The sequence below is a fragment of the Gordonia alkanivorans NBRC 16433 genome, from assembly GCF_000225505.1.
In the GTDB taxonomy this organism is placed as follows: Bacteria; Actinomycetota; Actinomycetes; order Mycobacteriales; family Mycobacteriaceae; genus Gordonia; species Gordonia alkanivorans.
Map to the genome: position 1 here is coordinate 1 of NZ_BACI01000016.1, position 11,962 is coordinate 11,962.

13 protein-coding genes are annotated in these 11,962 nt (G+C 65.1%); 2 read left to right on the forward strand and 11 right to left on the reverse strand.

Annotated elements, in window-relative coordinates; all coding sequences use genetic code 11:
• Positions 1-98: 98 nt before the first annotated feature.
• From GOALK_RS24460 to GOALK_RS01755, 7 genes are all read right to left on the reverse strand, one after another.
• Positions 99-227 carry a hypothetical protein gene (locus GOALK_RS24460; RefSeq protein WP_262339053.1) on the reverse strand — a complete coding sequence of 43 codons (129 nt, stop codon included), beginning with the start codon at positions 225-227 and terminating at the stop codon, positions 99-101.
• Positions 194-718 carry a hypothetical protein gene (locus tag GOALK_RS01735; protein ID WP_006357055.1) on the reverse strand — a complete coding sequence of 175 codons (525 nt, stop codon included), beginning with the start codon at positions 716-718 and terminating at the stop codon, positions 194-196. Before GOALK_RS01735 ends, GOALK_RS24460 begins: the two co-directional genes overlap by 34 nt.
• A gap of 231 nt (positions 719-949) precedes the next feature.
• Positions 950-1,759, reverse strand: a complete 810-nt coding sequence (locus GOALK_RS01740) for a hypothetical protein (protein ID WP_006357056.1) — start codon at positions 1,757-1,759, stop codon at positions 950-952.
• An 18-nt stretch (positions 1,760-1,777) separates the two neighbouring features.
• Entirely contained in the window at positions 1,778-2,068 is a 291-nt protein-coding gene (locus GOALK_RS24110; RefSeq protein ID WP_230461855.1) for a hypothetical protein, read from the reverse strand.
• Between the two features lie 50 nt (positions 2,069-2,118).
• On the reverse strand, positions 2,119-2,514 hold the full coding sequence (locus GOALK_RS01745; RefSeq protein WP_006357058.1) for a hypothetical protein: 396 nt from the start codon (positions 2,512-2,514) through the stop codon (positions 2,119-2,121).
• 159 nt (positions 2,515-2,673) lie between these two features.
• Positions 2,674-3,612 carry an adenylate/guanylate cyclase domain-containing protein gene (locus GOALK_RS01750; RefSeq protein ID WP_006357059.1) on the reverse strand — a complete coding sequence of 313 codons (939 nt, stop codon included), beginning with the start codon at positions 3,610-3,612 and terminating at the stop codon, positions 2,674-2,676.
• Between the two features lie 55 nt (positions 3,613-3,667).
• Entirely contained in the window at positions 3,668-4,837 is a 1,170-nt protein-coding gene (locus tag GOALK_RS01755) for a TetR/AcrR family transcriptional regulator (protein WP_040003932.1), read from the reverse strand.
• A 129-nt stretch (positions 4,838-4,966) separates the two neighbouring features.
• On the opposite strand from GOALK_RS01755, the gene GOALK_RS01760 reads away from it, so the two are divergent.
• The gene (locus GOALK_RS01760; protein WP_006357061.1) at positions 4,967-6,178 is read left to right on the forward strand and encodes an acetyl-CoA C-acetyltransferase; all 1,212 of its coding nucleotides are present in this window, start codon (positions 4,967-4,969) and stop codon (positions 6,176-6,178) included.
• Between the two features lie 28 nt (positions 6,179-6,206).
• Positions 6,207-8,408, forward strand: coding sequence for a 3-hydroxyacyl-CoA dehydrogenase NAD-binding domain-containing protein (locus GOALK_RS01765; RefSeq protein ID WP_006357062.1), 2,202 nt, complete (start codon positions 6,207-6,209; stop codon positions 8,406-8,408).
• A gap of 134 nt (positions 8,409-8,542) precedes the next feature.
• Here the strand turns inward: GOALK_RS01765 and GOALK_RS01770 are convergent, their stop codons facing one another.
• The 4 genes from GOALK_RS01770 to GOALK_RS01785 form a co-directional block, all read right to left on the reverse strand.
• Positions 8,543-9,205 carry a hypothetical protein gene (locus GOALK_RS01770; protein WP_373278702.1) on the reverse strand — a complete coding sequence of 221 codons (663 nt, stop codon included), beginning with the start codon at positions 9,203-9,205 and terminating at the stop codon, positions 8,543-8,545.
• A gap of 383 nt (positions 9,206-9,588) precedes the next feature.
• Positions 9,589-10,263: a slipin family protein gene (locus GOALK_RS01775; RefSeq protein WP_006357064.1), complete on the reverse strand. Its 675-nt coding sequence runs from the start codon at positions 10,261-10,263 to the stop codon at positions 9,589-9,591.
• A gap of 427 nt (positions 10,264-10,690) precedes the next feature.
• The gene (locus GOALK_RS01780; RefSeq protein WP_006357065.1) at positions 10,691-11,548 is read right to left on the reverse strand and encodes an alpha/beta fold hydrolase; all 858 of its coding nucleotides are present in this window, start codon (positions 11,546-11,548) and stop codon (positions 10,691-10,693) included.
• 32 nt (positions 11,549-11,580) lie between these two features.
• A complete protein-coding gene (locus tag GOALK_RS01785) occupies positions 11,581-11,901 on the reverse strand; it encodes an ArsR/SmtB family transcription factor (protein WP_006357066.1) in 321 nt (106 codons plus the stop codon).
• Between the last annotated feature and the right edge of the window lie 61 nt (positions 11,902-11,962).

The following is an 11,962-nucleotide window of genomic DNA, read 5'->3' on the forward strand; positions in this document are numbered from 1 at the left end:
CCATACTGCCGATGGCATCGCATCCAGGTCGAACTCGATGAAAGCCACTTCATCGAGTCGATACGTCCCCGGCGAACCGCCGAGGGACGAGAGGTATGTCAAGACGACGCCAGGTAACCGAGCAGAATTCCGATGCAGAAGGTCAGGATCGGGTAGGTGATGAACATCGACAGTTTGCCGGTGAAGTAGGTGCTCAGCTGTCGCCATTTATTGTCGTCGTCAACCACTGGTCTTCCATTTCTCTGATCTCTGATTGGACTGTTTCCGCCGCCGACACGGTAGTCGTGGCAGTGAAAATTGTCAGGGCCGACTGCCCGGTTGGGGTCCGGTAGGCCAGTTGCGCGCGGCGAACGCGCAACTCAGTGTCCTGTGCGGTGTACACGCCGTCGTCTGTGCAGAAGTATCCGTCTCGGTCGACGGTGTGGCCGATGACCGTGGCATGCGGAAGAGCCGTGATATCGAGCGACGTATCGAGTACCGAGAGGCGAACCGGTTCGATGTCACCGAGAGTGAAGTACTGAACAACCACGTTCGACACGAACATTGCTGGCGGCATCTCTGCGCGTAATAACACGCGACTTGCCATCGCACCGTGCGCGGCGGAGGTCTCGAGGTCGTACCACGCTGGCGGCGGATTGAAAGTCAGCTCAGCCGACGTCGCCCGGAGTTCGGCCGTGGCCGCGAAGTTGGCGATTGCGTACTCGGGCGCCGCGATCACGAGTTTGCCGCCCCTTCACAGATCAGTTTGATATCGCACCTCCACACATCAGTCCTAAGAAGAAAGTGAGGCCGGACGGCAGGCACGCCAGGGGTGTCCAGAACATGAAACTGGTTGTACTGTCGGACAGGCTGGTGGACAGCCTTCGTCGCAGACTTTTGTCTTGAGACCGAGGTTTCCACGGCGGCAGAGATTTCGGGTCGCCGTCACCAGAGTCAGCATGTCGCGCCATCAATCGAACCAACCTTTCACGACTTTCATTGCGTCGGATCCGGCTTTGCTGCCGATGGCGGCTCCGATTCCGGCTCCGATTGCCGTGCCGACAGGACCGGCAAACGAGCCCACCACGGCGCCTGCTGCCGCCCCTCCGATCGCTCCGCCGCCGACCGCTCCGACCACGGCGGTAACAGCGTCGCCACCATCTTGCTCGTCGCGATCGTACTTGCTCCATTCGTCGTAAACCGTCACCCCCAACCCGAGGAAGAATGAGCCTTTGGCCATCGACTTGCCGAGAGAGTTCATGCGTGCGACGTCGTCTGGACCCATTCCCGCTTGACCGACTGACCGCCTCGTCCGGCGGTAGGCCTCGGCGATGTCCTCTCCTCGTCGCTGAATGGCGGAGATAGCCGCGGTCGCCGCTGGCCCGGATAGATCACCTTCGAGCCCGAGAGCGGTCTTGATGTACTCGATTCGGGACGGGTCCAGTCCACTCAGTCTGCCCGCTCTTAGGTCCTCCAACTGTTGCGGCGTCAGCGCCATCATGCGCTCGAAACGTCCGCGTTGTTCGGGGGTGGCCGTGCCATCGCGGACCGCTTTGGCATCGCTTTCCGCGAGGTTGGGGTCGATGAGTCCTCGGTTCGAGGCCACAGACGGTGGCGTTATGGCGCCGATCTCGCCGAGTGCGCCATTAATAGCATCCCGGGTCGCTGTCACGGTGTCGTCAGCCGCAGTTCCGAGGCGGATGAGAGCGGCGTGGTGCTCGTACGCAAGCCCGGCGTCGTACTCTGCACCTTCAGGCGCGCGCGCCTGATCGAAGTTCACTGTGTAGCTGCGGCTTCCTCAGTCGAGGATGTAACCATCCCCGTCTGCGAGGATGGTGCGGTTCTCGAGCGCGGTGATGGTGCCGCGGATGTCGGCTGCGCCCGTCCGCAGTGCGGCCGCGAGGTCGCCGTATTCGTCGGCGGTGTTCCTGATCCAGCTCGTGAGTCCAGCGGCGCGATTATCGGCCGGCGTTCTCGCCTCCCCGTGCCATTGCGCGCCTGTCAGATTCAGGACCGGGTTGCCTGCCTTCGGCGCTTCGACCTCCAGGTGTGCCTGGAGCCGAACAATGCCGAACGCGATTTGTGTCATGACCTCTGGTTTCCAAGAGGTCACCTCGCTATAACTCGGAGGCATGAGTTTTACTGCACCGACAACAGGATGCTGAGTGGGACGACGTGATTCTTCTGGTCACCCTGACGCGTGGGATACGGAACGGCGTCTCGGATATGACCGGCGCTCTGACCGTCCGTTGCCACGGTGGTCTCCTTGGCGTCGACCACCAGTTCGGAGAACGCGGCGACTGCGCCGGACAGGTTAGCCAGGGATGTGGCGATGTGCTCGTCTGCGGTGGCGGCCACCACTGACATGTCGGCGGTCGCGCCTTTGAAGTTGCCGGCCAGTTCGCTGAACGTCGAAGACGTCCCCTCCAAGCCCGCATACGAGGACAGCTCGAGCGCCATCAGTCGCGACGCGCAGTTCGAGACATCCGACGCTGCGGTGTCGAGCGCTGACGGGTCAACAACCAAGTCCGACACAAATCCCCCTTTTGATGCCGCAGACCACCATAGATGTTCGGTCGCCACCCTAGTTCGGCAGGTCGCGGCCTTCAGATCTATGTCCACAGCCCACCGGCGAACCTCAACTCGACCCCCAGACCTCGATCGAAATCTGCCGGTCGAGTTGAGGTTCGCCGGTCAGTCGTTGAGCGGCCCGTCGCGATGGGTTTCGAGCACGCGCGCCTTGAGGTGCTTGTATCCCCGGACTCGCAGGGAGGGCATCGATTTGAGGTAGAACCGGTCGTCGGCGCTGATCTCGTCGGCGATGGTGTCATCGATGAGAGTGGTGCCGGGCCGGGCCGAACTCGCCAGCCGGGAGGCGATATTGACGGGTTCGCCGAAGACGTCGCCGAGCCTGGTCAGTACCGGGCCGCGGGCGAGTCCGACGCGGAGCGGCGGGACGTGATCGTTCTCGGACAGTTCGTGGATTCGGATCGCTGCTGCCGCCGCGGCATGAGCATCCTCGAAGGTGAACATCACCGCGTCGCCGAGAGTCTTGACCACGCGACCGCCATGATCGACGACGACGTCGAAGGTGTCGTCCTCGAAAGACCCGAGAAGTGCTTCGAGGTCGGCCAGATCGATACGGCGCGAGAGGCTGGTGTACCCGACGATGTCGGCGAATCCGACGATCAGATCGAACTGTTCATCCGCGGAGTGATCGGCGTGGCGTTCCAGCGCCAGCGCCATGTGGCGTCGCCAGATGAGCTGCTGGACCTGGCCCAGCGCGGCACTCATCTGCTCGAGGGACCAGGGGATGTCGGGGTCGTCGGCGATCTCGCGAAGTTGGTCGGCCTCCCAGTCGGCCAGACGCGACATGGTCTGGCCGATCGCTCGTGCCATCGCGATCTGAGTCGACTCCGGCATCGCCGCCGACGACGCGGCGAACATGCGCAGCGCGGCGACGTCACTCTCGGTGGCGACCTTGTCGTTGGTCGAGCGTCGCACGAAACCGAAAGCATTCCAGGCCTTCTCGGCGAAATCCGATTCGATGCCGAGCTCGGCGATCAGTTCGTCGCGCGTGTAGCGGGGTTCGTTGGCATCGTCGGCGGTGAGGGAGGGGGCGTCTTCCGGCATGCAGAAAGTGTCTCGCACTGCCGGGCCGTTGGGGAGCGCAACGGCGCCAGGGCAGTCAGATCGCCAGCACGCCCTTCATCAGATAGGCCATTCGAGCGGCGAACTGCGGGCTCTGTGCTCCTCGGCGCATCCGCACGGCGTCGTTGACGACCGACAGCGCCGCGTGTACGGCGACCGCGCCCTGGTCGCGCTTGAGCGAAGGATCCACCTCGACGAGCAGATCGATCCACCGCGCGACGTAGCGCCGCTGGATGTCGAGGAGGTCGGTGGCGCCGGGTTGCCCGGCGAGCACGGACGAGTTGTTGAAGCTGACCGAGAGGTCGGGCGTGCTGGTGATGACGTCGACATAAGAGTCGACGAGTGCCGCCAGGAGCTTCGCCGGGTCGTCGGTTGCGCCGTACGCCGCCATCACTCCGGCGTCCAGGCGCGCGCCGCTGCGATAACCGATGGCTACCAGGATCGCCATCTTCGACGGAAAGTGTTTGTACACACTGGGTCCGGCGATTCCGACGGCCCGTCCGATCTCGTCGACGCCGACATCGGAGTAACCGCGGTCGGCGAACAGGGCGGCCGCGGCGTCGAGGATCTCGTCGCGACGCGACCGTGTGACACCGGATATCACCGGTGCGGTGTCGAGGGTCGGTGCGGTCGCCGGACTCAGGGTCAGCAGGCGTCGGACCAGCTTTTCGATCTCCTCCTGGGCGCGGGCGCTCGACATTCGCGTGTGATGGACGGTCAAACTGCCGCTGACACTCAGTATCGCCCACGCCAACTGGACCGCCTCGCGTTCGGTCAGGTCGTCGCGTCCGGTGAGGATCGCCGCCGCCCACTGTCCGATCACCTCGCGAATGCGCAGCGCGACCTGCTTGTTCTGCTCGACGGTCAGGTAGTTGCTCGTCCAGCGCCAGAGCGAGGCCGTCTGCGGACTCTCGACGGCAAGCGCGCACACGGTCGATATCAGCGTCACCGCGTCGTTGCCGTCGCGGAGGACGCGGTCGGTGCACGCTTCGAGGTCGTCGACACCGGCGAGGACAGCCGCGGCGAGGAGTGACTGCTTGTCGTCGAAATGCCGGTAGACCGACGGGGCGGTGACGCCCGCCGAACGGGCGATGTCGGCGACCGACACCCGCGCGTAGCCGCGCTGGACGAAGAGCGACGCCGCGGAGTCGACGAGCTGTCGTTTGCGGTCGGCGCCCTTGGTGCGGGTCGTCTTTCGGTCAGGCATGGTGAACAGACCATAGCGCACATTCGGCGGAGATCCAGACCGGCTGAGCACGGGGTATAGCCAAATAAGTGATTCCGCGTTAGCCTCGGTGAGTAACCAACTGGTGGTTCGTGTGAAAGGAACACTTTCGTGCCTGATCAAGCATTCATCTACGAGGCGATCCGCACGCCTCGTGGCAAGCAGCGCGGCGGTGCGCTGCACAGCGTCAAGCCGGTCGACCTGGTCTCGGGTCTGATCGACGAGGTTCTGGCCCGCCACGGCGGCCTCGATCCCGCCGACGTCAACGACGTCATCCTCGGTGTCGTCTCGCCGGTCGGCGAGCAGGGCGCGGTCATCGCACGTACCGCCGCCCTCAACAGCGGCCTCCCGGAGACCGTTCCGGGCACCCAGATCAACCGCTTCTGCGCCTCCGGCCTGGAAGCCACCAACCTCGCCGCGGCCAAGGTCGCCTCCGGCTTCGACGACCTGGTTCTCGCCGGTGGCGTCGAGTCGATGTCGCGCGTCCCGATGGGCAGCGACGGCGGCGCACTCTTCACCGACCCCGCCACCGCCTACGACCACTACATCGTCCCGCAGGGCATCGGCGCCGACCTGATCGCCACCATCGAGGGCTTCTCGCGCGAGGACGTCGACGCCTACGCCGCCGAGTCGCAGGCTCGCGCCGAGAAGGCTTGGACCAGTGGCTACTTCGCCAAGTCCGTCGTGCCCGTCAAGGACATCAACGGCGTCACCATCCTCGACCACGACGAGCACCGTCGTCCGGGTTCGACCGTCGAGAGCCTCGGCAAGCTGAAGGCCGCCTTCGCCGCCCTCGCCGACATGGCCGGCTTCGACGACGTCGCGCTGCAGAAGTACCCGAGCGTCGAGAAGATCAACCACGTCCACACCGGTGGCAACAGCTCCGGCATCGTCGACGGTTCGGGCCTCGTGCTCATCGGTAGCGAGGAGGCCGGCAAGCGCAACGGCCTGACCCCGCGCGGCCGCGTCGTCGCTTTCGCCGAGGTCGGCTCCGAGCCCACCATCATGCTGACCGGCCCCACGCCGGCCACCGAGCTGGCGCTGAAGAAGGCCGGCCTGACTGTCGACGACATCGACGTCTTCGAGCTGAACGAGGCCTTCGCCTCGGTCGTCATGAAGTGGATGAAGGATCTGAAGATCCCGCACGAGAAGGTCAACGTCAACGGTGGCGCCATCGCCATGGGGCACCCGCTCGGTGCGACCGGCGCGATGATCTACGGCACCTGCCTCGACGAGCTCGAGCGCACCGGCGGCCGCTACGGCCTGATCACCCTCTGCATCGGTGGCGGCATGGGCGTCGCGACCATCATCGAGCGTCTCTGACCTTCACAGAAAGAACTTCTGAAACACCATGAGTGACAACATGATCAACTGGGAGAAGGACGCCGACGGCGTCGTCATCCTCACCATGGACGACCCCAACCAGGGCGCCAACACGATGAACGCGCTGTACCAGGAGTCGATGGCAGCGACCGTCGACCGCCTGGAGGCGGAGAAGGACGACATCACCGGTGTCGTCCTGACCTCGGCGAAGAAGACCTTCTTCGCCGGCGGCGACCTCAAGGACATGACGAGCGACCGCTCGAACGTCTCCAAGGCCGAGATCGCCACCCAGATCACCGAGACCACCAACGCCATGAAGAAGGTGCTGCGTCGTCTCGAGACCCTGGGCAAGCCCGTCGTCGCGGCCATCAACGGTGCTGCACTCGGTGGCGGCCTGGAGATCGCGCTGCACACCCACTACCGCATCGCCGCGGACGTCAAGGGTGTCCAGATCGGTCTGCCCGAGGCCACCCTCGGTCTGCTCCCCGGTGGCGGCGGCGTCGTCCGTACCGTCCGCCTGCTCGGCATCCAGAACGCCCTCATGGGTGTTCTGCTCCAGGGCCAGCGCTTCAACCCGACCAAGGCCAAGGAGACCGGCCTGGTCAACGAGGTCGTCGGCTCCATCGAGGAACTGATCCCCGCCGCCAAGGCATGGATCAAGGAGAACCCCGAGGCCCAGCAGCCGTTCGACGTCAAGGGCTACAAGATCCCGGGCGGTGCTCCCACCAACCCGGCCTTCGCCGCGAACCTCCCGGCTCTGCCGGCCCTGCTGCGCAAGCAGATCAAGGGTGCCAACATGCCGGCTCCGCGCGCCATCCTGGCCGCAGCCGTCGAGGGTGCCTACGTCGACGTCGACACCGCCGACATCATCGAGACCCGCTACTTCGTCTCGCTGGTCACCGGCCAGGTCGCGCAGAACATGATCAAGGCGTTCTTCTTCGACCTGCAGCACATCAACGGTGGCGGCTCGCGCCCCGATGGCTACGACAAGTACACCGCCAAGAAGGTCGGCGTCATCGGCGCCGGCATGATGGGCGCGGCCATCGCGTACGTCTCGGCCAAGGCCGGCATCGAGGTCGTCCTCAAGGACATCGACCTCGAAGCTGCCAAGCGCGGCAAGGGTTACTCGGAGAAGCTCGAGGCGAAGGCTCTCGCCAAGGGCAAGACCACGCAGGAGAAGAGCGACGCGCTCCTCGCCCGCATCCACCCGACCGTCGACCCGCAGGACTTCAAGGGCGTCGACCTCGTCATCGAGGCCGCGTTCGAGTCGGTCGAGGTCAAGCACAAGGTGTTCCAGGAGATCGAGGACATCGTCGAGCCCGACGCCGTCTTGGGTTCCAACACCTCGACCCTGCCGATCACCATCCTCGCCGAGGGTGTGAAGCGGTCCGAGGACTTCATCGGTATCCACTTCTTCTCGCCGGTCGACAAGATGCCGCTGGTCGAGATCATCAAGGGTGAGAAGACCTCGGATGCCGTGCTGGCCAAGGTCATTGACTACACCCTGCAGATCCGCAAGACCCCGATCGTCGTCAACGACAGCCGTGGCTTCTTCACCAGCCGCGTCATCGGCACCTTCGTCAACGAGGCCATCGCGGCCGTCGGCGAGGGCGTCGAACCGGCGTTCATCGAGCACGCGGGCACCCAGGCCGGTTACCCGGCCGCGCCGCTGCAGCTCATGGACGAGCTGACCCTGACCCTGCCGCAGAAGATCCGCAAGGAGACCGAGGCAGCGCTCAAGGCCGAGGGCAAGGACGTCCCGCAGCACGGCTCGAACGCCGTCGTCGACTGGATGGTCGAGAACGGCCGCACCGCCAAGAAGGACGGCAAGGGCTTCTACGACTACGACGAGAACGGCAAGCGCACCCAGCTCTGGCCGGGCCTGCGTGAGCAGTTCAACTCGGGCTCCAAGGAGATCCCGCTCGAGGACATGAAGGAGCGTATGCTCTTCGCCGAGTCTCTCGAGACCGTCAAGTGCTTCGACGAGGGTGTGCTCACCTCCGTCGAGGACGCCAACATCGGCTCGATCTTCGGCATCGGCTTCCCGGCCTGGACCGGTGGTGTCATCCAGTACATCAACGGTTACGAGGGTGGCGTACCCGGCTTCGTCGCGCGTGCCAAGGAACTCGCCGCCAAGTACGGCAAGCACTTCGAGCCGCCGGCCTCGCTCGTCGAGAAGGCTGAGCAGGGTGTCACCAAGCTGACCAACGAGAACCTCGCTGCCAAGTAAGGCTCTCGCTGGGTGACCAGCAGACATCAAGAGCCCCGGCCGGATTCGTTCCGGTCGGGGTTCTTGCGTTCGCTCATTCATTCCGTTCCCGCTCACCCTTCAACGGTGAGCGGGAACGGATTCAGTGAGCGAAACTAGGCGGCGAGGAGCCCGAACTTCTTGAGCCAGGGTCGAAGCAGTGGAACGAGCCGACGTTCCTCGAGGGTCGACCACGTCCATCGGACGACGGTGATGCCTTCGGCGCGCAGACGATCCTCGCGGAGCTTCTCACGAATCACGACATCCGTCGCCGATTCGTCTGCACCGCGCAGCCGACCGTACTTGTGGAGGCCGTCGAACTCGCCGACGAGCAGTTCCTCCCAGCCGAAGTCGCAACGGTACTTCTGACCGTCGACGGTGAACTCGCGCTGCAGCGTCGGAGTCGGAAGTCCCGCGTCGATCATCTGCGCGCGGCTCCAGGACTCGCCGACACTTTCGGAGGCGGCGTCTGCGAACGGCAAGGCGCGGCGAGCATTCCGGGCACTCTGGCGTCGACGGCCCGCGAGCAGATCTGCCATGACCGTCCGATCGGCACTCATCCGAAGTGCGGCGTCGAAGACCACGAGAGCCTGGTCGAAGCTCCCCATGGTCGCGACGTCGACGGCGGTACGTTCGATGGAGGTGACCCGCATGTCGTCGACCTCGACCACTTCGTCGATGTCCAATGGCGCGGCATGCAGGTGGCGGTGGGCGCGGATCGATCCGCCCGAGGCCCGGCCGGTGGTCACGTGGACGAGGCTGAGATCCGGATGGAGCATGGGTAACTCGTGAAGGGCTGCGGCGGAGACGTGGCTGAGTGGATGACCGTCGGAGGGGCCCGAGGTTGCGACCGCCAGGGCACGTAGGCGGTGGCGCTTCTCCAGGGAGTCCACGCCGGTCGGTTGGTCGGCGGCGGGAACCCAGACACCCGGTACCAGTCGTACGAGTTCGCGGCGCGTGACGGCGCCGGACAGTTGCTCGTCGGAGAAACCCGCGTGCAGTGCGCGTCGCGATGTACGAGCCCGAACCGATCGGTGGGGAAGGGTGGCATGGAGATACGACGCAGCGCGCGGCGATTGGGTTCCCGCTTGAGCGATCGCTCACACGATCCGTTCCCGCTCACTTTTCATGGGTGAGCGGGAACGGACATTGTGAGCGAAACTCAGTCCGCCGACGGCACCTCGGCACCGCCGACGCTGAGCACGACGCGCGCACCGTAGGGCACCGACTCGACGAGCCGCAGCTGCGCCAGCGCCGGGTGCGCGTCGAGGAGGCGACCCGCATTCGCAAGTGCCCGCAGTGACGCGGTCTCGGCCCGGGCCGCCTCGAGCTTCGCCAGACCGCGGGTCCTCGCGGTGACCACCTCGAGTGCGGCACTTCGGATCTCCGACGGCACGATGATGTCGCGGATGACGGCATCGAGGACCTCGACACCGACGGTTGCGGCGACCTCGGCCGCCGCCTCGCGGATCGGGCCGACGTCGACGACATCACCGCGTCGGATCAGGTCCTCCGACGCGGTGTCGGCGCAGACCTGGCGCAGTGCGATCTGCGCGGCCAGGTAAACCGCACCGATCGGATCGGCTGCCCGCTCGACGAACGCTCGCGCGTCGACAACCCGGGCACGCAACGACATCGAGACACGTATCGAGATCGAATCCGAGGTGAGGATCTCCTGCGGCGCAACAGGGATCAGTCGGTCGCGCAGGTCGACTGTCACCGTCGAATCGGGCTTGGAGATCCGATGACGACCGGTCGGCAGGGACCGGACCTCGGTACCCCGGTAGGTCAGCACCGTGTGACCCGGTGGGACGGTGATCTCGCGGTAGAACAGCATGGCGATCCTCCTTTCCGTTGCGTCGCAATGCTCGTCGGTCTACGTGGTGGCGACACCGCTCGCGGGCGGTCCGGCCGGTGGGATCGCATCGTCGAATCGCGAACGATCCGTCGACACGACCGCAGGACCGACCGATCCCGTGATCCCGGGAGCGGTGCCGTGATCAGGACTCGAACCTGAAAGGGTTGAGAAGACCCGTTGCCATCAAGGTAGGCACCAGGATTCCGACGCGCAGGAACACGTCGCGGTACCCCGCTCCGGCCTGCTGGTCCTCGTGCCGAACGGGAACTATGCCAGCGAAGAGGATTCGGGGCAACGGATTATTCAGAGACATTCCCGCGGAACGGTTGCCTTCCGGCTTATCGAGCTCGATAAGCCGGAAGGAAACGGAACGGGTTGGAGGAGACGGCGCCGCGGGAACGAGCGGTCAGCGGGACAGGAAGGAAGTGACCGTCGCCTCGAAGGCCTCCTTGGCCTCGATCATCACCCAGTGGCCGCACTTCGGGAAGATGTGGAGCTCGGCGTCGGGGATGAGACGCATGGGGACCATCGCCATGTCGGGCGGGCTGACGCGGTCGTCGCGGCCCCATGTAAGCAGTGTCGGGCAGGCGACCTTGTGCATCGACGCCCAGTACGGCGGGGTGTCGGAGGCGGCCATGAACTGCTGCTGCATCTCGAAAGCCGCAGAGCCGTACATCATCTGGGCGGTCTTCTGGGCGTCGGGGTTGATGGCGGCTTCCCATCGTTCCGCGATGAGTTCCTCGGTGACCAGGGAACGGTCGAAGACCATCGAGTTCAGCCAGCGGACGAGCTTGTCCTTGTCGGGGGCGTCGGTGAACTCCTGCAGGAGTCGCAGGCCCTCGCTCGGGCTGGGGCTGAACACATTCGGGCCCACGCCGCCGATGGTGACGAGCTTCTCGACGCGGTCGGGCTTCTTGATCGCCAGGTTGACGCCGACGACGCCGCCCATCGAGTTGCCGATCATCGGGGCCTTGTCGATGCCGAGCGCATCCATGAACCGGATGACCGAGCCGCTGGCGGTGAGGACCGGGTGACCCTCGACCGCATCGCTGACGCCGAAGCCGGGGAATTCGATCACGTAGCAGTGGTGCGTTTGCGCGAAGTGCCCGAGGTTGCCCCGGTAGTTGCGCCAACCGGTGACACCGGGACCCGACCCGTGCAGCAGGATCAGTGGCGGCGCGTCGGCGTCACCCGCCTCGTGGTAGCGCAGGGTGCCCTGGTCGGTCGTCAGTTCCCGTTTGGTCGCATCGAAGGAGACATCCACGCGAATAGACTAGAACGTGTTCTAATCCGTTGTCACGGGTGTGCGTGATCGTGCCTGTGAACTGGGGTGATGTGACCCACTCCGATGATGTCGTGGAGGATGCGGTGCACGATCGCGTCGCCGACGACCTCGTAGTGGACCCTCCGGCCGACCTTCTCCGACCGGACCCAGCCCTGATCGCGGAGGGCGCGGATCGACTGCGAGGCCGCGTTCTCGGTGATGCCGATGGAGGCGGCGAGTTCGGCGACGGTGGAGCCGGGGTGGGCGTGCATCTCGGCGACGAGCCGCAGTCGCGTCGGGTCGCTGAGCAGTGTGAAACGTGCCGCCCATGAGTCCGCGTCGAAATCGGTCACTGGAGCCTCCTCTGCTCGTCCCGCCCCACGAATTACACCACCGGTCGAGATCGCCGGGGTC